The sequence below is a fragment of the Sporosarcina sp. YIM B06819 genome, assembly GCF_033485175.1.
Taxonomy (GTDB): domain Bacteria; phylum Bacillota; class Bacilli; order Bacillales_A; family Planococcaceae; genus Sporosarcina.
Window position 1 is genome coordinate 218068 of sequence record NZ_JAWLIQ010000007.1, and the last position, 23441, is coordinate 241508.

At 42.4% G+C, this 23441-nt stretch carries 25 protein-coding genes and 1 other annotated feature (1 of these 26 running past the window's edge); all 25 genes read right to left on the minus strand.

The genetic code is table 11. The annotated features are described in order from the left end of the window. Window positions 1-158, minus strand: a binding site (T-box leader) (it extends 60 nt beyond the left edge of the window). A 55-nt stretch (window positions 159-213) separates the two neighbouring features. The 25 genes from R2B72_RS06225 to R2B72_RS06345 all read right to left on the minus strand — a co-directional run bounded on the left by R2B72_RS06225 (window position 214) and on the right by R2B72_RS06345 (window position 23292). Continuing rightward, window positions 214-720, minus strand: a complete 507-nt coding sequence (locus R2B72_RS06225; RefSeq protein ID WP_318615514.1) for a DivIVA domain-containing protein — start codon at window positions 718-720, stop codon at window positions 214-216. A gap of 90 nt (window positions 721-810) precedes the next feature. Beyond that, a complete protein-coding gene (locus R2B72_RS06230; protein ID WP_318615515.1) occupies window positions 811-1587 on the minus strand; it encodes an RNA-binding protein in 777 nt (258 codons plus the stop codon). A 196-nt stretch (window positions 1588-1783) separates the two neighbouring features. Continuing rightward, window positions 1784-2053 (minus strand): YggT family protein, encoded by a 270-nt coding sequence (locus tag R2B72_RS06235; protein WP_318615516.1) that lies wholly within the window; start codon window positions 2051-2053, stop codon window positions 1784-1786. A gap of 26 nt (window positions 2054-2079) precedes the next feature. Continuing rightward, on the minus strand, window positions 2080-2544 hold the full coding sequence (locus R2B72_RS06240; protein ID WP_318615517.1) for a cell division protein SepF: 465 nt from the start codon (window positions 2542-2544) through the stop codon (window positions 2080-2082). Beyond that, entirely contained in the window at window positions 2541-3233 is a 693-nt protein-coding gene (locus R2B72_RS06245; protein ID WP_318615518.1) for a YggS family pyridoxal phosphate-dependent enzyme, read from the minus strand. Before R2B72_RS06245 ends, R2B72_RS06240 begins: the two co-directional genes overlap by 4 nt. Before the next feature lie 69 nt (window positions 3234-3302). Next, entirely contained in the window at window positions 3303-3548 is a 246-nt protein-coding gene (locus R2B72_RS06250; protein WP_318615520.1) for a PRC-barrel domain-containing protein, read from the minus strand. Window positions 3549-3617: 69 nt separating this feature from the next. Continuing rightward, complete coding sequence (gene sigG / locus R2B72_RS06255) at window positions 3618-4403, minus strand: RNA polymerase sporulation sigma factor SigG (RefSeq protein ID WP_318615521.1); 786 nt, start codon at window positions 4401-4403, stop codon at window positions 3618-3620. A gap of 93 nt (window positions 4404-4496) precedes the next feature. Next, complete coding sequence (gene sigE / locus R2B72_RS06260; RefSeq protein ID WP_318615522.1) at window positions 4497-5207, minus strand: RNA polymerase sporulation sigma factor SigE; 711 nt, start codon at window positions 5205-5207, stop codon at window positions 4497-4499. Continuing rightward, on the minus strand, window positions 5197-6039 hold the full coding sequence (locus tag R2B72_RS06265; RefSeq protein WP_318615523.1) for a sigma-E processing peptidase SpoIIGA: 843 nt from the start codon (window positions 6037-6039) through the stop codon (window positions 5197-5199). Before R2B72_RS06265 ends, sigE begins: the two co-directional genes overlap by 11 nt. A gap of 168 nt (window positions 6040-6207) precedes the next feature. Then, window positions 6208-7371, minus strand: coding sequence for a cell division protein FtsZ (ftsZ, locus tag R2B72_RS06270; protein WP_318615524.1), 1164 nt, complete (start codon window positions 7369-7371; stop codon window positions 6208-6210). A gap of 51 nt (window positions 7372-7422) precedes the next feature. After that, entirely contained in the window at window positions 7423-8706 is a 1284-nt protein-coding gene (gene ftsA, locus R2B72_RS06275) for a cell division protein FtsA (protein WP_318615525.1), read from the minus strand. 118 nt (window positions 8707-8824) lie between these two features. Further along, the gene (locus R2B72_RS06280; protein ID WP_318615526.1) at window positions 8825-9196 is read right to left on the minus strand and encodes a small basic family protein; all 372 of its coding nucleotides are present in this window, start codon (window positions 9194-9196) and stop codon (window positions 8825-8827) included. Between the two features lie 2 nt (window positions 9197-9198). Beyond that, window positions 9199-9918, minus strand: a complete 720-nt coding sequence (locus tag R2B72_RS06285) for a DUF881 domain-containing protein (RefSeq protein WP_318615528.1) — start codon at window positions 9916-9918, stop codon at window positions 9199-9201. 18 nt (window positions 9919-9936) lie between these two features. Continuing rightward, window positions 9937-10659 (minus strand): DUF881 domain-containing protein, encoded by a 723-nt coding sequence (locus R2B72_RS06290; RefSeq protein ID WP_318615530.1) that lies wholly within the window; start codon window positions 10657-10659, stop codon window positions 9937-9939. After that, a complete protein-coding gene (locus R2B72_RS06295) occupies window positions 10640-11437 on the minus strand; it encodes a cell division protein FtsQ/DivIB (RefSeq protein WP_318615531.1) in 798 nt (265 codons plus the stop codon). Before R2B72_RS06295 ends, R2B72_RS06290 begins: the two co-directional genes overlap by 20 nt. Before the next feature lie 16 nt (window positions 11438-11453). Next, window positions 11454-12524 (minus strand): putative lipid II flippase FtsW, encoded by a 1071-nt coding sequence (ftsW, locus tag R2B72_RS06300; protein ID WP_318615532.1) that lies wholly within the window; start codon window positions 12522-12524, stop codon window positions 11454-11456. 41 nt (window positions 12525-12565) lie between these two features. Continuing rightward, a complete protein-coding gene (gene murD / locus R2B72_RS06305) occupies window positions 12566-13918 on the minus strand; it encodes a UDP-N-acetylmuramoyl-L-alanine--D-glutamate ligase (protein ID WP_318615533.1) in 1353 nt (450 codons plus the stop codon). After that, the gene (mraY, locus tag R2B72_RS06310) at window positions 13919-14890 is read right to left on the minus strand and encodes a phospho-N-acetylmuramoyl-pentapeptide-transferase (RefSeq protein WP_318615534.1); all 972 of its coding nucleotides are present in this window, start codon (window positions 14888-14890) and stop codon (window positions 13919-13921) included. Window positions 14891-14970: 80 nt separating this feature from the next. Further along, window positions 14971-16809 carry a penicillin-binding transpeptidase domain-containing protein gene (locus R2B72_RS06315; protein ID WP_318615559.1) on the minus strand — a complete coding sequence of 613 codons (1839 nt, stop codon included), beginning with the start codon at window positions 16807-16809 and terminating at the stop codon, window positions 14971-14973. A gap of 130 nt (window positions 16810-16939) precedes the next feature. Next, window positions 16940-19120 (minus strand): penicillin-binding protein, encoded by a 2181-nt coding sequence (locus R2B72_RS06320; RefSeq protein ID WP_318615535.1) that lies wholly within the window; start codon window positions 19118-19120, stop codon window positions 16940-16942. 35 nt (window positions 19121-19155) lie between these two features. Next, entirely contained in the window at window positions 19156-19527 is a 372-nt protein-coding gene (ftsL, locus tag R2B72_RS06325; protein ID WP_318615536.1) for a cell division protein FtsL, read from the minus strand. Window positions 19528-19543: 16 nt separating this feature from the next. Next, entirely contained in the window at window positions 19544-20476 is a 933-nt protein-coding gene (gene rsmH / locus R2B72_RS06330) for a 16S rRNA (cytosine(1402)-N(4))-methyltransferase RsmH (protein WP_318615538.1), read from the minus strand. Window positions 20477-20517: 41 nt separating this feature from the next. Next, window positions 20518-20949, minus strand: a complete 432-nt coding sequence (gene mraZ, locus R2B72_RS06335) for a division/cell wall cluster transcriptional repressor MraZ (RefSeq protein ID WP_318615539.1) — start codon at window positions 20947-20949, stop codon at window positions 20518-20520. 247 nt (window positions 20950-21196) lie between these two features. Continuing rightward, window positions 21197-22813 carry a bacillithiol biosynthesis cysteine-adding enzyme BshC gene (gene bshC, locus R2B72_RS06340; protein ID WP_318615541.1) on the minus strand — a complete coding sequence of 539 codons (1617 nt, stop codon included), beginning with the start codon at window positions 22811-22813 and terminating at the stop codon, window positions 21197-21199. An 89-nt stretch (window positions 22814-22902) separates the two neighbouring features. Continuing rightward, window positions 22903-23292 carry a DUF3397 family protein gene (locus R2B72_RS06345; protein ID WP_318615542.1) on the minus strand — a complete coding sequence of 130 codons (390 nt, stop codon included), beginning with the start codon at window positions 23290-23292 and terminating at the stop codon, window positions 22903-22905. Between the last annotated feature and the right edge of the window lie 149 nt (window positions 23293-23441).

Below are 23441 nucleotides of genomic sequence, written 5' to 3' on the forward strand. Positions count from 1 at the left end.
CACTCAGACACCATAACGGGGTGTTTCCGGGATTGTGGACAATTTCCGCAATCCAGCTCAAGAGTGATTTTCGTTTCCAATTTGTTGACCGGGCTCTCACCATCCCCGACTCGCTAAGCACAATTTTTGGAAAGTACTCTCTCTTTCAACGCTGTTTTTACCTGTATTAATTATGCACACTATTATAGATGTGAATTTAGAATAAAGTCAAGCTTACTCGTTATCCGCTACCATTTCTAACTGTTCCGTATTCATTTCATACTCCAATAAATGATCCCAGTCATCTGCTTGAATCAGTTCAAGCTGTGCTTCAATTAGCATTTTGAAACGGGTGCGGAACACTTTTGACTGCTTTTTCAGATCTTCGATTTCAACAGAAATTCTACGCGCACGAGAAAGAGCTTCATTGACAATTCGATCTGCATTTTTTTCTGCTTCTTTGACAATCAGCTTAGATTCTTTCATGGAGTTGCGACGGACATCCTCTGCCGCTTCCTGGGCAATCAGGATTGATTTTTGCAATGTCTGTTCAATCGAATTAAAATGAGAAACTTGCTCATTCGATTGCTTCAAACTACTCTTCAACGCTTTATTTTCTTCAAGAATATTTTCGAAGTCTTTCATGATTTGCTCTAAAAATTCATTGACTTCATCTTCATCATAACCACGGAATTTGCTTGTAAATTCCTTATTATGTATATCAATTGGTGACAGAGCCATTTAAAGCATCCCCCTACAACATCGTTTATATTCTATTATACATGCTGCGTCATTAGAAAACAGCATTTTTTAAAACTATTATCTGAAAAGTCATTCTAACTTTCCAATAATTAGGAGTATCTTATCTTTTCGCGTTCTTCCTTCAATCGCCATCACTTTAAATCTTCCTGAACCTCTAACGGATAGCATGTCCAATTCTTGCAATTCAAAAGCAGGTTGATCCCGTACTGCCCAGTTCACTTTTACTTTGTCGCCATGAATGAGCGATGCCGCCTTCTGACGCGAAATGTTGGCGAGTGCCGCAATAACCGTATCGAGTCGCAATGAACTGACAATATGCATTTCTTCCGTCCAACTATCTGTGGCTACAATCCAGTCTTCAGGTTGATTACTTTCCTCAACCGTTACCTTTGCTTTGCCGATGGATAAAAAATTGGCGGTCATATAATCTTTTAATTCATCAGCAACTGCAAATTGCACTTCATCTTCCCCGACACGAATGTCACCGAATTTCGAACGATCAATCCCAAGTGACATCATCGATCCGAGAATATCTTTATGCTCTAGCTTCAAGAATTTCGAAGCGTATTTGACATTGAACATCGCGATTTGATAATCTTCCTTTTCCGGTACATAATAATCGGGATAGATAAGAATACGCTGTCGCTCCGCCTCCACAAAAGCCCCATATGAGCCGACCAACAACATAGAATTACGAGCCAACGACTCCACAATGAATTGCTGTCTCGGGTCTAAAAACCCCGTCAACTTGGGGGCATAGCTATCTTCAACTTCACGTATCCAACCAATCGCCATCTCAATAAACGGCTGCTCATCTTTACGAAAATGCTGTAATATCGTTTCCATTGACTGTACCTCCTTTTAATCAATTACGCCTCGGCGTAATTGCGTCCAAATTTTGAATTGCGCTTGCGCAATTAACTCCCTACAAAATTTGTGACATCCGCCGGAGGCTTTAACTTCATTCAGGAGGGATTTGAACCCTCCTGAATGAAGTTAAAAAATCCCCACCAAGGTGAGGATATGCATGATTTGTTATATTTTAGTAAAGAACAATACTTAGTAATGAAAAAACACCCGTTCGAATTAAACTTAATGCAAATAACGCAACAATTGGTGAAATATCAATCATACCTAATGGCGGGATGAATTTCCTGAAAAACCCTAAATATGGCTCTACAATTGCCGCAAGAAATTGGCCGAATTTTGTTTCGCGTGTGGATGGTACCCATGACATCAAAATATAAATAACGAGTAATATCGTATAGATTTGAAATGCCCATGCTATACCATTAAAAATTAAACCTACCATACTAATTCATACACCTCATTCAAATTCTATCGTTCAAAGTAATCCGAAATTGCACCGGCAACTTCTACATTTTCAGGCGTGCATAGGAATATATCCGTTCCAATGCGCTGAATGTCTCCGCCAAGCGCATAGACCGTACCACTTAGAAAATCCACAATGCGGATGCCTTGGTCGCGCTCGATTCGCTGTAAATTGACAACAACTGCCCGTTTGTTTTTCAGATGTTCTGATATATCTTGTGCTTCGGCATACACACGCGGTTCAATTAAGATCACTTTTGAGGATTTCTGGATGCTTTGCAGACTGACAACGGTTCCAGCTTGTTGCGGCTCGCCCATTGGTTGCTGCTGTCGTCGAGGTTGCGCCTTACGCAACGGCTGTTGCGGCTCTTGAACGGCACGCGGTTCTTCTCGACGCGGCTGCTGTTCCCCGACATCATCCTCTTCATCATCTAAGTAAAACCATTTCTCAAACTTGTTTTTGATGCTCATGCGTCCTCCCCGCTTTCTGCTCCGACAAGTGCAGTCCCGATTCTGACATGAGTTGCACCTTCTTCGATTGCGATTATGAAATCATTAGACATTCCCATAGACAATTGTGTGCATGGTGCATAAGGCAATTCTAGTGCGGCAATTCCATCACGGAGTTGTCGTAACGATCGAAAGACTGACCGTATCAAATCCACATCCTCCGTGAAAGGAGCCATCGTCATTAAACCGACGATGCGGATTTTATCGTAAGCCGCCATTTGTTCAATAAAATTCTTAAGTTCAGCTGGTGTAACACCTGATTTACTTTCCTCGCCTGAAACATTCACTTGAATAAAGCAATCGATGATATGATCCGCTCGCTTGTGAATCTCTTTTGCAATACTTATTCGATCAACAGAATGTAAATAATCAATTCGATTAATGATGTCTTTCACTTTTCTACTTTGGACATTACCGATGAAATGCCATTTAGCACCACTTTGAATCGTTTCCTGTTTATCCAGTAAAACTTCGGGACGATTTTCACCAAGATTGGCAAAACCCGCCTCAATCATAGCGGATGCTCTTGCTGCTGACACTTCTTTGGTAACGGCGACAACCGTAATATCCGATCGCTTCCGACCGATACGTTGACAAACATCTTGTATATCATATTCAATTTTTTCAATTCGCTGTTGTAAATTACTCATGATTATCACTACTTTTCATGTTTCTTACATCTCATTGTAACAAGTGGACGACTACATATCAATGATAAGTCATTTTTTGTCGTCTTTTTTGCCAACCAAAACAATATCTTTTCCGATAGTCGCGACGTCGTCAAGACGAACTCGTTTTGCGTCCTTATCTTTGGCTTCAAAAAATATACCGCGCTCCCCGCCACCGACATGTAATGACTCCACTTTACCGTTTTTAATATCAATCGTTGCATCTTGCACAAATCCAAGGAATGACCCTTTCGTAGCGTCAATAACTTCTTTCTTTTGAATTTCCGAAAACCTCATGCAAATCCCTCCTTAGAATGACTATATGATAAAAAACGAGATACCATTAAGGTATCTCGTTTTAGGCGATTATTTTTTTTGATCCATGCCATCCCGAATGATTTTCACTGCATTTTTTTCTAATCTGGAAATTTGAGCTTGCGAAATTCCTAGTTCTTTGGCAATCTCTGTCTGCGTTTGTCCTAAATAAAACCTTTTAGAAAGAATCGCCTGTTGCCGTTCATCCATCTCGGAAACAGTCTCCTTCACAGCGACATATGTCAACCAGCGATCTTCAGAGACTGTTTTATCTTGCAGTTGATCCATCATATAAACTGGATCTCCGCCATCGCTATTGATAGGCTCATGCAACGACATAGGATCTTGAATTGCATCGAGTGCAAATAATATATCATCCGCTGGAATTCCCGTCGCTTCGGACAAATCCGAGATGCGTGGTTCTTTTTGATGATCATTGATAAATTGCTCTTTTGCCCTGATCGCCTTATATGCAATATCACGCAGTGACCTTGAAACCCGTATGGAATGATGATCACGCAGATGCCTTTTAATTTCCCCGATAATCATCGGGACAGCATAAGTGGAAAATCTTACATTATGTTTCAAATCGAAGTTGTCAATCGATTTTAATAAGCCAATACAACCGACTTGAAATAAATCATCCGCTTGTTCCCCTCTGTAAGCAAATCGTTGAACTAAACTTAACACAAGTCGTAAATTACCAATAACAAGTTCTTCTCTCGCAGAATGATCGCCACTTTGCAGCCTGATAAACGTTGCTTTCATCACTTCATTCGTGAGTAATGGCAATTCGGACGTATCTATTCCACATATTTCTACTCTTGTACGTACCATTCGCTCTTCCTCCGTATTCTGTAGATGACTGTAACAGTAGTTTGTCCGCAGTCGTCCAGAATATGCGAAAAAGCACTTCTCCAATTTCAACCATCACGCAAGTGAATGATTTAATCGCTCGCGTAAATCCATAATAATTTTCTTTTCAAGTCGAGAAATATAAGACTGGGAAATGCCGAGTAGCTCTGCTACTTCCTTCTGTGTCATTTCCACTTGTCCCGTCAAACCAAAACGACATTCCATAATATAACGCTCTCGCTCATCGAGTGTGCCAATCGCTTCAATCATATGTTGTCTTTCAATTTTCTTTTCAACATCATCTGTAATAATATCTTCATCTGTGCCAAGAATATCAGATAGCAGTAATTCATTGCCATCCGCATCTGAATTGAGGGGTTCATCAAAAGAAATTTCTGAACGTGTTCGATTTGTTTTGCGAAGATGCATCAAAATTTCATTTTCAATGCAGCGGGATGCGTACGTAGCCAATTTAATATTTTTGTCGATTTTGAATGTCTCAATAGCTTTGATTAACCCAATAGCGCCAATACTAATAAGATCTTCGATATGTGTATTGGTATTATCAAAACGTCGGGCGATGTAAACGACAAGGCGTAAATTTTTTTCAATGAGCGTATCACGTGCATTCATATCACCTTCCATAAAGGCATGAATAGTTTTAGCTTCTTCTTCGCGCGTCAGTGGTTTCGGTAATGATTCGTGGCCTCCAATATAGTATGTGCCGTTTTTCTGTTTAAAAAAGCTTGCAAGTACCGACATCCACTTTTTCAATTCATGCAACATGTACAGTTCCCCCTTTTAATGATTCCATTGCGGATACGTGTAAAATGGCTTCGGCGCCGTCAGGATAGCGACGGTCATTTTTAGTAAGTACGATATAACCAGGTTGTAGCGAATTGCCTGCTCCAATTGTCCATCGTTCAAATTTCAAACCTACCGCCCATGACCTCCCTTGAATCGTCATTAATCGAATCAACCGCAATGATTTTTGATAACAATCAGGGAATTCTGCAAGCGTTGGACTACCATTCCAAGCAAGCAGCGTCTCCTTTAAATCATTGGGAATATCCTTCTCGACTGCTTTCAGCGATACAAAATGGACTGCTGCACCTGACAATGGCTCTGTACAACTATTGCCTGAATCGATGAACACATCTATCGGGATATCCTGTCCCCAGATACGGAGAACGGATGACGATTTCAGTTCTGATACATGACGGGCTGTCCTGACATCTATCCATTTCTTTTTCATGAAATAAAGGGCGACATATGCCACAACTGCATAGCTCAAGACGTTCAGCGATGAATTTATTGTCTGGATACGAAAGTGGAATGCTGTCAATAATCCTCCAGCAAATACCGCTCCAATCAACACCATTGTTGCGGATTTCCTCCACGGTTCGAATGCCTTGCCAAAAGCGCATAACGTCATACCTATAAAAGATAGGACAACCGCGATTGCGGATGATGGAAAAATGGTGACAGGCAATGCGCCTACAAAGGAAGCGAACAACATTCGTCCGCGGGCGGCTTGAACGTTCCCTACTTTGTTCGCAAATGACAGGATGGCATAATTGAACAGCATATTCACTCCAATAATGAGTTCCCCATACATAAGCTGCCCTCCTTGCAAATAACGATAGCATCTATGGGTTGAAATGTTTGTCGGAACGGGGATGAAAACCCATGAAATAATCGACATATATTGCACTCTCTTGACACTTGGGGGATAAAAAAAAGCAGTGTCCTTGTCAAATTTGACAAAGACACTGCTTTACTAAAATTACCGACGTCGATTACGTAAAAATGTTGGGATATCTAGCGTATCATCTTGTTGACTGCTCTGTTGTTGGCGCATTGGTTCTGGTTGCTGGAACTGCGGCGCTTCTTCTCTACGTTCACGCGTAGGCGTTTGTTGTGTTGATGGCTTTTCAGATTGCGAACGGCTTGCACCGAAGCCAGAGCTTCTTGCAGGACGTGCTTGCATCAGCTGCGCTTCGTTGAACCCAGTAGCAATAACTGTAACAATAATTTCATCTTTCAAATCATCATTGATGACAGAACCAAAGATCATATTGACCTCTTCATCTGATGCAGAAGCCACAATATCCGCAGCTTCTTGTACCTCAAATAGGCTCAGGTTGGAGCCACCCGTAATATTCATCAATACACCTTTAGCACCGTCAATAGACGTTTCAAGCAATGGACTGGAAATTGCTTTCTTCGCTGCTTCAGCCGCCCGGTTTTCACCCGTAGCCATCCCAATTCCCATAAGGGCAGATCCTTTGTTTGACATAATTGTCTTAACGTCAGCAAAGTCAAGGTTGATAAGACCTGGTACAGCAATTAAATCCGAAATACCTTGTACCCCTTGGCGTAGTACATTATCTGCTTCACGGAACGCTTCTAGCATCGGCGTATTTTTATCGACAATTTCTAGTAATTTATCGTTTGGAATCACAATAAGCGTGTCCACAGACTCTTTCATCGAAGTGATACCGCCAATTGCCTGCGTAGAACGCTTGCGCCCTTCAAATGTAAACGGTCTTGTGACAACACCAACTGTCAATGCACCTAGATCCTTAGCAATTTGTGCGATAACAGGAGCGGCACCCGTACCCGTTCCGCCACCCATACCAGCAGTCACAAATACCATGTCTGCTCCACGTAAAGCTTCCTCTAGCTGTTCTTTACTTTCTTCGGCAGCTTTTTTACCAACTTCCGGATTCGCACCTGCTCCAAGCCCTCGTGTCAATTTACCGCCAATTTGCAATTTCACTTCAGCACTTGATAGGTTGAGAGCTTGTGCATCCGTGTTCACCGCTATGAACTCCACACCTCGTACACCATGTTCAATCATTCGATTGACAGCATTATTTCCACCGCCGCCAACACCGATTACCTTGATAACCGCAAGCGCGTCGATATTTGTATCAAATTCTAACATCGTCTCTCCTCCTCAACTATTCCACCTATTCATTAGGTTGTCTATCTGTCATTATTCAAAGAAATTGTCGAAAACTTTCTTCGCCTTATCAAAAATTCCTTGTTTCTTTTCTTGATTTCGCTCAATAGGCTTTTTCTTATTACTTGGGGCGGGTGCATGGTTGTCTATCGCTGTCGCTGTCTCTGAAGCCGACTCATGACCAAAATAGGAATCCTGCATATACGCGTAACGAATCAGTCCTACCGCTGTCGTATACATCGGTTCACGTACACCAATGTATTCTGGTGTATGGATACGAACCCTCGTTTTCAACACATGTCTCGCCAATTGTAAAATACCATCCAGTTTCGTTATACCACCAGTTAATACTACACCGCCAGGTAAATCGCGTATCCCCATCCGATAAAACTCTTCCAAAATAAGTTCAAAAAGCTCTTCAAGTCGGACACCGATAATTTCCGATATGTATCGTTGGCTGTACTGATCCTTTGAATCTACGCCAATGATAGGGACTTCAAACAGTTCATCATCAGAAGCATCATCAGAAAAAGCATGGCCATATTGATGTTTGATTTTCCTAGCTTGTTCAGTTGGCGTTTTTAAAATAATGGATAGATCCTTGGTAATATGGTCGCCACCCACAGGGATAACGGCTGTCGACATAAAACGATTTTCTCCGAATACAGCAATTGTTGTAGAACCTCCACCAATATCGATGAATGCAGTTCCGTGATTTTTTTCATCATCCGTTAAAGCAAATGTACCTGCCGCTAATGGCTGCAAGTAAATTTCACGGATTGTAAGTCCAGCCCGTTCGACGCAACGCAAGATATTATGCACCAGCGTTTTAGATGTCGTAATCAGCGTTCCATCCATCTCTAAACGAACGCCAATCATGCCACGCGGGTCTGTAATTTCATCATAATCATCTACAATAAATTGTTTTGGAATAATATTAACAATTTCTCGCTCTGGTGGAACCGACATGACTTGCGCTGATTTCATAACCCGTGCCAAATCATCATCCGTAATTTCACGATTTTCCGAGTTAACGGCCACAACCCCCTTCACATCCTGCAATAAGATACCGTTTGCAGGAATTCCAAGAATGACTTCGCGGATTTGCATCCCTATCATTCGCTCCGCTTGGTCAACCGCTTTCCGAATAGATTGGACGGTTGCATCAATATCGATGATTGTTCCTTTCCGAATCCCCGCAGATTGGACATTGCCGACTCCAATGACGTGCAAAGATCCACCGTCCACTTCGCCGATTAACACCTTAACTGTTGAAGAACCTATATCAAGTGATACATATAATTCTGATTGGCTCAAACTAGCACCTCCCATTGCAACTCTTGCATAATACTTACACTACATTACACTTATCTCTTATTCTATTGTATTACAGGTGCATTGTCTAAATATTTTCGACATCTCTTGCCTAAATCCTTTATTCTGGAGCATTTGTATTAGAATGTTTGCTACGCTCCGTCCATTTTGTCAAAAGAATCCTTCTAATTACCGCAATATTTTGGAATAACCGAACACCGAAGGCAAAAACTGCAGCCAGATACAAATCGACGCCTAGATGTACGCCTAGAAACGCTAGAACTGCGGCAAGGACGATGTTGAAGAAGAATCCCGATACAAATACCTTATCATCGTATACTTGCTGTAAATAAGCTCTGATGCCTCCAAATAGCGTATCGAGAGCAGCAAGTACAGCAATCGACAAGTAATTATTATATATTTGTGGAATTTGTATGTCCGATAACAAACCAAGTGAAATCCCAAGCATAAGCCCGAGCAAAGGCAACCACATTGTCATTCCCCTTTCGGCATTTCCTCCAAAAACTGATTGTCGAATCTCTCCGGAAAGCCACGGATTTCAATGGATGCTTCCGGTTTTCTAATATCCAGAAGAAGATTATCAAGATAGAAATCATCATGAATAGGTGAAGCTGCTAAATAATTGTACATTTTTTCGCTCTCTTTTAACGAGGAGGAAATGATTTTCATCGAGAAAGGTGGTTTTGACACATTCAGTCCGTTGACCGTTGTAATGCCATTAATATCCCTAATCGAACTTAACGTCGTAAACCGTTTGCCATCAATTTCAAGGGTGAATCCTTTGTAGCGGTTCACTTCATTAACGAAACGGGTCAGCAAATCTGGAGATATATCCGTAATCGGCGCGCCTAACGCAATACTTTCTGCTGATGGCCTCACTTCGATAATAATGCCTGGCCCTTCAACATCCGTCATACCTGCTTGCCGATGTAGCTTGTCCACTGTTTCCATCAAAGCTTTCCCTGTGTTCTCATCACTTAGCGATTTATAGGTCTTAATAGTATTATCTAGTTCACGTATTTCGGACAGCAATTCAGAGTGAAACTGTTTTTCGTTCGATAGCTCTTGACGAATCGTCCAAATATCCCGCGTGTCGCGTTGCTCGGGGCTTTTCATTGAATTGTATTGGACGGCTGTCATAAACCCGACGATTAGTAGGATTAATGTGAATTTCCAATGGATAACTTTTTTCACCCGTCCACCCCCCTACCTTCAATTTTCAGTCCTCAATGCGGATAATTGGATTTCTTTCAATTGTTCTGTTGTCACGACGATGTTATCCCGAACGAGACTATCAATCACACCGCCCTTTAAATACAGGGCAGAAGATAGGACGTTCATATCTCCAATTGCCTCGATAATAAATGGAGCAGGAAATGTTCGACCATCGACTGTTATAACAGGGCCTGTACATTTAATATAAGAGTTTGACGTTATTCTCTGTCCGTTTATCGCTAATCCTTGTGCACCCGAGATTTTGAGTTCATTGATAACCCGAAAAATATGACTTTCATGAACAATATAATCATTTGGATTGTGTTCGACTGGGTCATAATCAGCATCTTTTAGTGTAACCTTAACACCTTGTCCGATAGCGGGAATCACACCAAGCAGCAAGCGAAGGTCTTGTGCCTCTTCAACAAGTTCGGCATGATCTTCCTCTCTTGTAGAAAAAGAACGCTCATACTCACGTATCTCCTCCTGCTTGGCAGCAATTTCATCGGCTAACTCTTTATTGCGCTCTTGCTGGCTTATTAAATCTTCTCGATACTTCTCTTCATTAAGAAAAGAGGCCGATTGAATATTATCGGTGTCTTCATGTACACCCAGAGTCCGATAAGAAAATGCAAGAATAAAGCCAAAGACGAGAAAAACGACAGAAAAAAGAATATGTCTTCCCCTTTTTTTGTACTCATCATTCATTTTCTTCGTCAAGTGGGTTAGCCTCCTCTTCATCACCTTCCAGTCCGTAGACTTTACTGAATGGGCTAAAGAATGTACCGACCTCCATATCAATCACACCTTTTTCCAAGCCTTTTAATTGCGCAGTAATTTCTGGATAAAAATCCATCCTTTCTGCAAATGTTGCAATGACAGCACGGACCTCAAATCCATCATCCATATAAACAGTAATGCTATCCGCATCTTCCGACGTCCCATCAAAAATAATTTCGGATACTAACCGGTAGACATTGTCTTCCATCTTTAACAACTGAGCAGACATCTGCTTCAAGCTGTCTTCGTTAGTAAAGTTATTTAATATAGGGGCTTCCGCTTCTAGTGCTATCCCACCAGCCGGGAACTTTTCACCATTTTCCAACAACAAGCTATATTGTCCCGCTTCTTCGAGATAGGCGACGGTTTCCCATTCCTCGATAACAATTTCGATGTCGCGCAACCATTTTCGTGACACATCTACATGCTTAACGCCATTAATGGCCGTCAGAGTCTTTTCAACTTTTTCAGTACTGAAACTCCATAAAGGGTTGTCCATTGTTAAACCACTTTGCTCTTTGTAAAACGACTGCTCATGGAGAACTGCACCGCTCACAATAATGCTCCCTATTTTACTGAGCGGTGATTGGAAATAAAGGATAGCGAGGAGCGCAACAACAAACACAGTCAACATGAACAGGAATTTCTTATTCGTCTTCCTGCGACGCTTTTCCCGCATAGAAGGAATTCGCTCTTCAATATCAATGACTTTATCCATTCTGGCTCCTCCTTCCTCAACTAGAACTTTTTTTTGCAGTAAAATGCATAATGGTTCCGGCTGCCATCCATGTCGTCATCAACGATGAACCCCCGTAACTAATAAATGGCAATGTTACACCTGTTACTGGCAACAGTCCTGATACGACGCCGACATTCAAAAATGTTTGAAAAATAATCATCGAACCCATACCAGCCACCATCAAAAATGCATAACGCCCTTTCGTTCGAATTGCAATGCCGAAAGTGGTTACCAACAGCAAAGCAAATAACAATATGACGACAGTTGCTCCAATGAATCCTGTTTCTTCTGCAATAATTGAAAAGATAAAATCGTTTTGGGGTTCCGGCAAATATAAATACTTCTGGCGACTATTGCCGTAACCATGCCCAACCAATCCACCCGGTGCGATAGCAAACAACGACTGAATCCCTTGAAAGCCCGTGCCTCGTGGATCGCTCCAGGGATCGATATAAGACTTGATACGAGCCAAGCGATACGGTGCCGCAGCAATTAGCGCGATAAAGGCAGCAATCCCTCCTGCACCTAGAAACGCAAAAAACTTCAACGGATAGCCAGCAACAAATAAAATAACGAAAGCTGAAACAATCATAATAACGGCAGACCCAAGATCCGGTTGAAGCATGATAAGACCAGCCGGCAAGAGGATTAAACCAAAATGTCTTAGCCGGAAAACGCCTTTGCCACTCGTATCATTCATGCTACATGCCAGTTTCCCAATCAGCGCAACTTTAATGAATTCAGCTGGCTGTAGACTAAATGGACCAAAAGCAATCCAACTTTGAGATCCATTCCGCACCGCCCCAATACCAGGAATGAGCACCGCAACCAGTAACAGAATGGTCGCAAAATAAAACACTGTCCATGTTTTAGGGCTAGATGTCAATGGACTTTTCATAATGACAACTGCAATGCCTATGGATACTGCCATATAAATAGCTTGTTTCACAATGAATGGCGATGAATCTGCATAATGGACGGCTCCCCAATACGAACCCGCCGAATAGACAAAAGCCAATCCGATGAATGACAGCGCCACGGCCGAAACGGTAAACAATGTTTTCAACTTGCCTTCCAGTGAACGCATCCTTCCGCAAATTTACTTAATCATTGCAGCTGCATTATGGCTTCAATAAACTGGTCTCCCCGTACTTCAAAGCTTGTATACTGATCCCAACTTGCACAAGCAGGTGATAACAAAATAATATCCCCCACCTCACTAAGCGGGTAGGCCTTCTCCACAGCATCCTTAACATCGTCAGCGTGGACAATTTCTTTAATGCCACATGAAGTAGCAAAATCAGCAAATCTTTCAGCAGTTTCCCCAAGAACAACCACGGCTTTGATATGGGTCATATAAGGTCTTAATTCCTCAAATGATTGCCCGCGATCTAGCCCACCTGCAAGAAGAATGGTAGGTGTATTAAACGCTGCTAAGGCGCTTTTGGTTGCCAACGTATTCGTTGCTTTTGAATCATTGTAAAACTTACGGTCTTTTAATTCCTTGACGAATTGCATCCGATGTCGAACGCCTGTAAAGGAGCTCAGCACATTTTCGATGGCCGTTTTGTCACAGCCCGAAAGAATGGCTGCCGCAGTCGACGCAAGAATATTTTCAAGATTATGCTGACCCGGCAACTTGATGATGGAACGCTTCATAAAAGGTTGACCGTTCCAGTATATTTGCTCATCGTCAGCTGATATCCCCTGTTCTTTCATACCTGTAAGGGAAAAAGGAACTTTAGTCGCTAAGGAGCTTTGCATATACTGACGAAGCTCCGGTTGATCATCATTGTAAATGACATAATCATCTTGCGTTTGGTTAGTCGTGATAGCAGATTTCGCTAGGGCGTATGCTTCAGGTGATCCGTGATAATCGAGGTGCGCATCATACAAATTCGTCCAAATCGCAATATGCGGGTGGAACGTCTCTGTTCCCATCAACTGAAACGATGATGCCTCTAGTACAATAACCTGATCTTTCGTCGCTTTTTCAGCAACTGCACAGGACACCGTCCCGATATTCCCAGCGATTAGTGGCTGTTTGCCCCCAATATTAAGCATATGGTACAGCAATGTTGTCGTTGTCGTTTTACCATTGGATCCCGTAATCGCTATGATTGGAGCCTCACTGATTCTGGAAGCAAGTTCAATTTCCGTCCATATAGGAATCTTTTTCTCCAGCGCTTGTGCAACAACAGGATTACTATAAGGAATTCCTGGATTTTTAACGACCAGATCAAATCCTTCATCAAGAATCCCCGCAGGGTGACCACCACAGATAACTTGAATTCCTTCAATGCGCAGCGCAGCGGCTTCCTCATTGCCATCTTCTGGCGACGCATCGTTCACCAACACAGTAGCTCCAAGTGAATGTAGTAACCTTGATGCAGCACAACCACTTTTGGCAAGGCCTAAGATAAGCACTTTCATTCCTTTAAACTGATTGACATTTTCCACTTATATCACCTCCAACAAGACAGGGATAATGGCCGCTAAGAAGGCAATTCCCCAAAAAACAATGACAATCTTCCACTCCGACCAACCTGATAATTCGAAATGATGATGAATCGGGCTCATTTTAAAAACCCGCTTCCCTGTCGTCTTGAAACTAATGACCTGAATAATGACAGACAGTGTTTCAATGACATAGACAATTCCAATGACGAGCAACAAGAATTCCTGTTTAATCAATATCGATAACATAGCAAGCGCTCCACCAAGCGCTAATGATCCCGTATCGCCCATAAACACTTTGGCCGGCTTGACATTAAATATAAGGAAACCGAGCATAGCCCCTGTCACAACAAAAGCAAATAACGCGATATCATGTTGACCAAAAATCCATGCATGCACACCAAATGCGCCAAAGGCTATCGATGATGACCCCGCAACAAGCCCATCTAACCCATCTGATAGATTAACGGCATTGGAGAAGCCAACGAGCCAGAAAATAAGAAATGCCACGTAGAATACGCCAAGTTCTATTTCAAAATGAGTAAATGGAATTTGGACTGCCGTGTCAAAAGGTCCTAGCTTCAGAAGGAAGAATGCAATAACTGCAACAATAATTTGGCCGATTAGCTTTTGAATGGATGTCAATCCCAAATTCCTTTTCAACACGACGATGATGAAATCATCTAGGAAACCAATGATGCCAAAACCGACAAACACGAGTAACAGAACAATCGTCTGCGTCGTCAATACGTCGTTTATGTATGAAAGGCTAAGCGTCGACAGAATGATTGAGCCAATGAAAATCAGTCCGCCCATCGTAGGCGTGCCTGCTTTTTTCAGATGGCTTTTAGGCCCTTCCTCACGGATACTTTGCCCAAACTTCAATGTCCTAAGAGTTGGGATGATCAAATACCCTAATAGTGCTGAGATAATGAATGCGACGGCAATAGCCATCAATATTGTGACGAGTGTCATGCTTCTTTTCTCCTTCTATCTTCTGAAGCAGCCATAATTTGACTACTTCAGACGTTTCATTTATAAACTTTATGGTGTATTTATTCCGTATATAGATGAATCACATCATCGACCGTAATCAACGTGTCAGCAACCGGTAACTGGTATTTTACTTTATCTCCAGAACCATGCCATTCCAGACGATACGTATACAACGTGCCCGTGATTTCCTTTTTTGTCATGCCTGCCAAATTAGGAACTCGATGTGTCATTTCATCGCCGTATTTATATAATTTTTCAATTTGACCTTGCCGCTTTTCGATACCTGCCAGTGGGGCAATCTCCTCCATAATTCGTCCGACGATCGGCGCCGCAATGACACCACCAAACTGAACGGAATTTTTCGGACTGTCAACCGCAACATAAACAAGTAATTCTGGATCATCCGCCGGAGCAATACCGATAAATGACACAATATAATCACCATCTTTATAGTGACCATCAACAACTTTCTGCGCAGTCCCCGTCTTGCCTCCAACGCGTAGTCCATCGACAAAAGCTTTACCACCAGAACCGTTGGCAACAACCGATTCTAGCGCCTCTCGCACTTGCTTGGAGGTTTCTTCACTAATCACTCGTCGTTGCATGTCAGGAGTGAATGATTGAAGCGTCTTGCCCTTATCATCCGTAATTTCTTTGACAATATACGGACGATATAGATAGCCGCCATTTACCGCTGCGGCGACAGCTTGCACTTGTTGAATAGGCGTCACTGAAATGCCTTGCCCAAATGCTGTTGTTGCCTGTTCGACGGGACCAAAATTCTTTTCTGAAAACAAAATTCCTTTAGATTCCCCGGCTATTCCCGATCCTGTCGATTGACCAAAACCAAAGTCGCGGATATATTTATTCAAATTTTTTGCGCCCAAACGTTGACCGATTTCCACAAATCCAGGGTTGCAGGAATTTTCAACGACTTGTAGGAATGTTTGATCCTTATGCCCGCTTCTTTTCCAACAGCGAAGTCTTGCATTGGCAACCATTACATAGCCAGGATCATAAAATTGTTCGTGTTTGAGATCAATCACTTTTTCTTCAAGCCCCGCAGCAAGCGTAATAATTTTAAAAGTAGATCCCGGCTCAAATGTCATCCAGACAGGCAAATTTCGGTTATAAATACTTGGATCCACCTTTTGATAATTCGCCGGATCGAAAGTCGGTACCGAGGCAAGGGACAGTATTTCCCCCGTTTTCGGGTTCATTATAATCGCAAGCGCTTGAGTAGCATCAAACTTTTCCATTGCCTGCAACAACTCACGCTCAACGACTTTCTGCATAGCCAAATCAATGGTCAATCCGAGATTCGCACCTTTGTTACCCGTCTTGAAACCATCGTCGACATGTGGCAATGGGATTCCTACGGCATCTGTGTACATACGGATTTTATCACCCGTGCCTTGTAAGATTTCATCGTAAGCATATTCGATACCAGCCAGGCCTGTATTATCATAGCCCGTAAAGCCGATTAATCTTGATAATAGCTCACCATTCGGATAATCCCTGACAAAATCGACTCCCGTATACAAGCCATCGATTTGTAAACGCGCAATCTCATCCGCTTGCTCTTTAGTAATGTTTTTTCCTTCTGGAGCCAATTTAACCATATACTCCACTTGATCCATTTTCTTTTCTAATTCAGCAGCGTCCATACCCAGAATAGGTGCAAGCGCGGTTGCTGCACTAGTCACTTCACGATTTTGGGAAGGCATAAAATATAATGTGGGTGCTAACTTGCTCCCAACGATAAGATTCCCGTTGCGGTCCACAATATCCCCGCGCATGCCACCGAACGGAATTTCACGATCCCAGTTCGCTTCCGCGCGCTCTTTCAGAAATTCATGTTTGATAATTTGCGCATGGAACAGCTTGCCAATGACCATTACTAGCAAGATGACGAAAATAACAAAGACAGCTCGTAATCTCTTTTTAGATTGTAAACCTATTAAAGTCCGCAGCGCCTACACCTCTCGTTTTTCTATCAGCGTATGATACGTTACGGAATGCTATTCGTTAGCCACCTACAATACTCTCTTCTTCTTGGTCTTCTACGGGTTTATAAATATCGGCTGGTGACTTCAGTTGGAGTACAACTGGGTCATTTAGTTCAATAACCGTCCCTTTTGACAAGCTTTGCTCCGTGACATAACCATCTCCATTGATGCGAATATCAAGCCCGGATAACATTTTAAAGGACAGCACCATTTTTTTTGACCAGCCCGTAAAATCGGGTAGTGTAGTCGGTCCTGCCGTCTGTAACAGCACGACTGACCCTTCTGCAAGCTTTGTACCTGCTTGAGGATATTGTTGTTCAATTGCGCCACCCTCACCAACCACAATCGGATAGAAGCCATCTTGCTTCAATTTTGCAATCATTTTGGTTGAATCCTTACCAACTGTGTCAAGAACAACCGTTGCTTCGACAACATCTTCCCCACTTGGAACGATATTCATATACCTTAAACTATTTTCCATAATCGAAGTAAACAGTTCTGCAACTGGATCCGCACCATATTTCCCGACCTTCAATGTAGGTTGCTGTACGTACACATACGTAATCAATTGAGGATCCTCCACAGGTGCCATACCAAGAAATGAATACAGATAATTACCATTACCGCTCAAATAACCACGACCAACAGGCTTCGGTATTTCCGCAGTCCCTGTTTTCCCACCGACCGTATAACCATTCAGTGCAAACTTCTTCCCTGTCCCTTTTTCTCCTGTAACAGTTGAAGCAAGAACTTCTCTTACTTCCTTTGCAGTAGCCGCTGATATTGGACTGTCATGTTCTTCCGGTTGTTGATCTTTCACTACTTCTCCTGTATTAGGATTCGTAATTTTGTCAATCACGTAAGGCTTCATCATGACACCATTGTTCGCAATCGAAGTCGCGGCCTGAACCATCTGCATGGCTGTCACAGTTGAACCTTGTCCATAGGAAGTTGTTAGTCTTTCAGAAGGATACTGATCCAAAATGACACCTGGTGCTTCATTCGGTAAATCAATTCCAGTTTTTTCACCAAAACCAAATTTCCGCATATATTCTATGAATGTTCTATCACCTAATCGTTCTAATAAGTAAGCCATAGAGACGTTCGAAGATCTTTGAAAGCCTTCCAAATAGGTAATTGTTCCCCAACCTTCTCGTACGACATCTCGTATCGTTCGATCATAAATCGTATATTGCCCCGACTTAAAATAAGCATTTGGGTCCCATTTTTTCTCTTCAATAGCAGCCGCTAACGTGAACATTTTCAATGTTGATCCTGGTTCAATCGTTGTTTCAAGTGCATCATTCAACCAGTTCTCCGTCAACCCTTCTCTCGTCCCCGGATGAAAAGAAGGACGTTGACTCATTGCGAGTATTTCACCCGTTTTTGGGTCGGCAACAACTACTAGCATCTTTTTAGGTGAATATTCACTTTCCACCCGGGTCATCGCATCTTCTACAAAACTTTGAATCGTCTTATCGATTGTCAGTTGAATATCATAACCGTCTTGTGCAGGGGTCACTACTTCTTCTGCTTTCGGTAATTTGAAGCCCCAGCTATCTGATTTGAAATTCACTTTGCCATCCGTTCCCGTTAGCTCTTTGTTATACGTCGACTCCAGTCCCATTTTCCCAACCGTCGATAAATTCCCGTCGGCATCTTCTTCTCGCATGGCAAAACCAACTAAATACGAAGCAAAATTTCCATTTGGATAAAATCTTTTTTGATCCTCTAAGAAAAGAATACCGGATAGTTTTTTTTCTTTGAGCTCCTCCCGAATCGCAAGAACCGTTTCATGACTAAGATCACGCCCTGCTTTCCCAAGCTCTAATTGCCATCTTTCTCGCTTTGCGTAATCTGTCATGCGTGAAAAAATATCTACTTTTTCAAGCGGTATATACTTAGCAAGCACTTCGGCCGTTGCGTCAAAATTCTCTGCTAGCACATGTCTCGGTGTGTGGGAGCCTTTACTCGCTTTCTCAGACACTACAATTATCAATTTATAACTCAAAGTATCTGCAGCAATCAGTACCCCATTACGGTCAACAATCGTCCCTCGATCAGCTTTCAATATTGTTTCCCTTGCGTATTTCGCTTCCGCAAGCGCCGCCATTACTCTTCCTTCCGCCTGCCCGGTTGCTTGAATAAAAAACAATCTTCCGAACAAAAGGAAAAAGAGCCCTCCGTATATCAAAAACATCAGAAAGGCTCCCCATTGAAATCGAAATTTCTTTTTCATCGTCCTGGCACAACCTTTACGCTGTTCTCGTTCGGATTCAAACCTAGCTCCTTCGCTTTCTCCCATATCCGGTCATATGTAGATTTTTCTTTTACTTGGATGGATAACTCCATGTTTTGCTTGGAGATTTCCGAAATATCTTTCCCTATTAATTGCACTTCTTTGTTCGTATCAATAATTTGGGCTTGCGTATGTAAAATCATCGTTGAAAAAAGGACAAGGGATGTTGCAAACAGCACGAACAGGAAATTTTCTCCGACAGAAAACACTTTTCGTGCAGGACGTATATGCGGTTGCTGTTTCGGTACTTCCGGTACTTCAAGCTCGCGTACGTAAGACGTTTGAAACTTTCTCTGTTCTAGTGCCATTTACCAAATTCCCCCTTCACCTTTTCTCAGCAATTCTAAGCTTCGCAGATCTAGCCCGCTTATTATCCTCTACTTCTTTATCACTTGGTAGAATCGGCTTCCTTGTGACTAGCCTCAATATCGGCTCCATCCCCTCCGGTATCACCGGTAAGTTCGGTGGTAAATCTGGGTAGGATGACGCTTCTTTGAAAATTGTTTTACATAACCGATCCTCTAATGAATGGAACGTGATAACACTAATTCGTCCTCCTGGATTCAACAATGTAATCGCATCCACTATGGACTCCTCCGCTGCACCCAGTTCATCATTCACTGCAATTCGGATGGCCTGGAACACCCTTTTGGCTGGGTGACCACCCGTCCGCCTCTTCGCCGCGGGGATGCCTGACTTAATAAGTTCAGCTAGTTCAGCAGTTGTACGAATCGGGGCTTGTTCACGTGCTTCCTCGATTTTACGGACAATGCTTTTTGAAAATTTCTCCTCACCGTAACGGAAAAAGATACGCACAAGATCCTCAAATGACCAGTCGTTGACAACATCATAAGCTGTTAACGGAGCTGCCATATCCATCCGCATATCGAGCGGCGCATCGTGATTATAGCTAAACCCGCGTTCTGGTGTATCGAGTTGTGGCGATGACACTCCTAGATCATAAAGGATTCCATCGACAGATGTGATGCCGATTTTATCCAGTTCGGATTTCAAATTTCGAAAGTTTGAATGGACAAACGTCACTTGGGGAAGATAATCCTTCAAGCGCTCTTTGGCAACTTCAATTGCCGTTGTGTCCTGATCAAAACAAATTAGCCTGCCTTGCGGTGATAATTGCTTTGCAATTTCTTTACTATGACCAGCCCCTCCGAGCGTACAGTCTACATAAATTCCATCACCTTTAATATTCAGACCTTCGACGGCTTCGTGAAGTAATACTGTAGTGTGGTTGAACATTGAAACCGCCTACTTCCTTTAGAGTATTGTTCTTAATTGAGTTAAAAGTCAAAATCAATAATATTTTCTGCGATGTCATTGAATGATTGTTCGGACTCATCGTAATAAGCATTCCATAATGGCTTGGCCCAAATTTCAATCCTCCCCGAAACACCAAGGACGACACAATCTTTTTCAACTTTCGCGTATTGGAGCAATGAAGATGGGATATTAATGCGTCCCTGCTTGTCCAGTTCAACTTCCGTTGCGCCGGAAAAGAAAAAACGGGTAAATGCGCGTGCATCCTTTTTCGTAACCGGCAATGCCTTCAATTTTTCTTCAAGGCGTTTCCATTCATCCATAGGGTAACCGAAGAGACAATTATCCAAGCCGCGAGTCAATACAAAACCATCCCCCAGATGCTCCCGAAACTTAGATGGAACAATCAGGCGACCTTTTGTATCGATAGTATGCTGATATTCGCCCATGAACATACTCTTCACCCCACTATGTGAAATAAATGTACCACATCCCCCCACATTCCTCCACCTGTTTCCCAACATTAATGCTCATTTCCCTGAAAATGTGTCAATAGTACTTGTTTCAATGAGATTATTCAGAAAATAATAGATTAATATGCGTTTTATAGACAATATGATGCATAAAAACAGCCCATTCTTACCCACAAAAAAACTCTTGCCCACACAATGATGTGGGCAAGAGATTCTTATAGGTCTATTCTCACAGATAAACAATTTTATGAGTGCCATCAATTTCAAAAGGTAATTGAAGAAGTTCTTGGATAAGCGTCGGTCCATAACTATTCAAATAAGCATAAGGTGCATAAAGTCGTTCCTGCAATGCACCTTCTGGGAACAGTTCACCTTCTAACATACCGAACACGCGAAGTGCAGCATCATGTTTGACCAACAGTGCATCTTCAGCCTTCGCTTTTAAATAATTCAACTGCTTCGTATGGAATAGCAGGTTTTTTTGTGTTAATTCCTGCATCATCGCACCTTGCCGTTGTGACAGTTGCGCAATCTTGTCATATTGGGCACTCAGCATCTCTGCTGTTTCATCCAAAGCTATGTTAAACTCTTCATCCCTCAGATCTTCGACGAATTGCTCCCTTGCAGTAAATATTTGTCCAGCCATAACGTCTTCGACCGTGAAGGATTTTTTATCTAACGCCTGCTTCACTAGCGGTGTCACTAGCGTTATCGATATTCGCGGCACAATAATCGGCATTTTCAAACCTAGATGGTGAAAGGCTTCTTTCAACACTGCCCAATATGCGATTTCCCCTGGACCGCCGACGAAAGCTAATACTGGGAACACCAAATCCTGCATGATAGGCCGCGTCGCAACATTATTGCTTAAGAGCCATGGTTGTTCTTTAGCAATCTCAAGCATGTCAGCCGTCGTAAATCGAAGACCCAAGCTGTCATTGACAAAATAACCGTCTTTTCTCGATAACAACACACGACCCGTTTCATGGACATAAAATAAATTTGCAGCATCCATATCAGCACCAATTGGAGACCCAAATCCTTGTGCAGCAAACAGCTCTTCCTTGTCTGCAATTTTCCCCGCAAGTTGTTCAGACTCTTCAATCAGTCTTATAAAATAGTCCGTCTCCAGTTGACGTAACGGTTTAAACGCTGAATCGATGAACAACAACCCTTCCTCCTGGAAAAGACCATTCATCAGTCGGACAAAAAATTGAGTGAACGTCTCTTCTTGCCGAACAGCTGACAGCACCTCATCTAATAAGTCTTTTGTGTATGAAGTTTCACCAAATTTACCAAAAACACCTTTAACAAATGAAGTCATCTTCACACTGTCATAAACGGCATCTGATGCCATCAACTTCAAAACAAATTTCTCATGGTATTGTTGCTTCACCGCACGACCGTTCAGCTCTGTATAGGTATGATTAATTTCATTCAGGTCATGGTCTTCACCCGCCACCCAAAACACTGGAACGACAGGAACACCAAGCGCCTCACGTTGCTGCCTTGCCAGTAGGAGGACCGTAATGGCTTTATGAACAGAGTATAGAGGTCCTGTCAAAACGCCCGCCTGTTGACCACCGATGACAGCAACGGCATTTTCCGCCAGCTCTTTAATATGCTTATCCGCATTTGCAGATAGTCCAAAAGGCTCCATGAATGAGCGGACCGTTTCTGCCAGTTGACGTCTTTCAAACGGTCGACCTTCGAGTTCTTTTAGCCTCTTGGGAAAGGAATTTTCTTCATTTCCATAATCAAAAAATGTATGTACAAATTCCTTATCGTTATGATAGGCCTGCATCACTTCATTAGTCCCTTGTAATGCTAATACTTCCAATTTCATCATCCATGCCCCTTTGTCACTTTAAGTATGAACAAAGTATAGCATTTCAATCGATAGGAATGAAAAATAAACGCTTAAACACTTGCAAATCAAGTTGTATATTCGACCATTTTTAAGATCATACCAACTAGCAATAAAAGCAAGTAACTCACTGTTAAGACAAGAAAATACAAACGCCATGTTTTTCGTAACAGATGGACGATTTGAAATTCTTTGACCTTCATCCGTTCAAGAACGATACGAACAATGGCAATTATCACGGCGATTCCCGCTATATAGATACCTACCCCTTCACCCATTATTTCACGGGATACTAAATAAACTGTCAGGAATAGCAACGGGGTAGTCATGTCGGCAGCCAGTCCAATAATCGATGCGGGCGCCTTCCCCATCTTTCTCATAACGACAAGGAATACAAGCATGACAATGTAAGGGAACAGAATTAATCCCCCAAAAATTGTTGAAATTATCCCATCCATGTCCCCGTTGCCAAAAACCTATAAAAATCTTATAAGCCTTGTTTGCTTCCTACTTCATCGTGCCTGCTTTTGCCGAAGCTACTCGCATTTGGTATGACACTCCACAGGCGTAAATTCGGATGCAACGAATCCTACACATTAGCAGGTTC

Coding starts and splice junctions, on each gene's coding strand:
- R2B72_RS06230 (WP_318615515.1), bottom strand. CDS start 1,587: ATGGAAACGATATTACAGCATTTTCGTAAAGATGAGCAGCCGTTTATT.
- R2B72_RS06245 (WP_318615518.1), bottom strand. CDS start 3,233: ATGAGTAATTTACAACAGCGAATTGAAAAAATTGAATATGATATACAA.
- mraY (WP_318615534.1), bottom strand. CDS start 14,890: ATGACACTCGTCACAATATTGATGGCTATTGCCGTCGCATTCATTATC.
- R2B72_RS06315 (WP_318615559.1), bottom strand. CDS start 16,809: ATGGTCATTGGCAAGCTGTTCCATGCGCAAATTATCAAACATGAATTT.
- mraZ (WP_318615539.1), bottom strand. CDS start 20,949: ATGTTCATGGGCGAATATCAGCATACTATCGATACAAAAGGTCGCCTG.
- sigE (WP_318615522.1), bottom strand. CDS start 5,207: ATGTTGCATGAATTGAAAAAGTGGATGTCGGTACTTGCAAGCTTTTTT.
- R2B72_RS06250 (WP_318615520.1), bottom strand. CDS start 3,548: ATGAGGTTTTCGGAAATTCAAAAGAAAGAAGTTATTGACGCTACGAAA.
- R2B72_RS06265 (WP_318615523.1), bottom strand. CDS start 6,039: ATGTATGGGGAACTCATTATTGGAGTGAATATGCTGTTCAATTATGCC.
- bshC (WP_318615541.1), bottom strand. CDS start 22,813: ATGAAATTGGAAGTATTAGCATTACAAGGGACTAATGAAGTGATGCAG.
- R2B72_RS06235 (WP_318615516.1), bottom strand. CDS start 2,053: ATGGTAGGTTTAATTTTTAATGGTATAGCATGGGCATTTCAAATCTAT.
- R2B72_RS06320 (WP_318615535.1), bottom strand. CDS start 19,120: ATGTTTTTGATATACGGAGGGCTCTTTTTCCTTTTGTTCGGAAGATTG.
- R2B72_RS06240 (WP_318615517.1), bottom strand. CDS start 2,544: ATGAGCATCAAAAACAAGTTTGAGAAATGGTTTTACTTAGATGATGAA.
- rsmH (WP_318615538.1), bottom strand. CDS start 20,476: ATGTTCAACCACACTACAGTATTACTTCACGAAGCCGTCGAAGGTCTG.
- R2B72_RS06280 (WP_318615526.1), bottom strand. CDS start 9,196: ATGTGGTTGCCTTTGCTCGGGCTTATGCTTGGGATTTCACTTGGTTTG.
- ftsZ (WP_318615524.1), bottom strand. CDS start 7,371: ATGTTAGAATTTGATACAAATATCGACGCGCTTGCGGTTATCAAGGTA.
- ftsL (WP_318615536.1), bottom strand. CDS start 19,527: ATGGCACTAGAACAGAGAAAGTTTCAAACGTCTTACGTACGCGAGCTT.
- R2B72_RS06295 (WP_318615531.1), bottom strand. CDS start 11,437: ATGGATAAAGTCATTGATATTGAAGAGCGAATTCCTTCTATGCGGGAA.
- R2B72_RS06225 (WP_318615514.1), bottom strand. CDS start 720: ATGGCTCTGTCACCAATTGATATACATAATAAGGAATTTACAAGCAAA.
- sigG (WP_318615521.1), bottom strand. CDS start 4,403: ATGGTACGTACAAGAGTAGAAATATGTGGAATAGATACGTCCGAATTG.
- R2B72_RS06345 (WP_318615542.1), bottom strand. CDS start 23,292: ATGGATGGGATAATTTCAACAATTTTTGGGGGATTAATTCTGTTCCCT.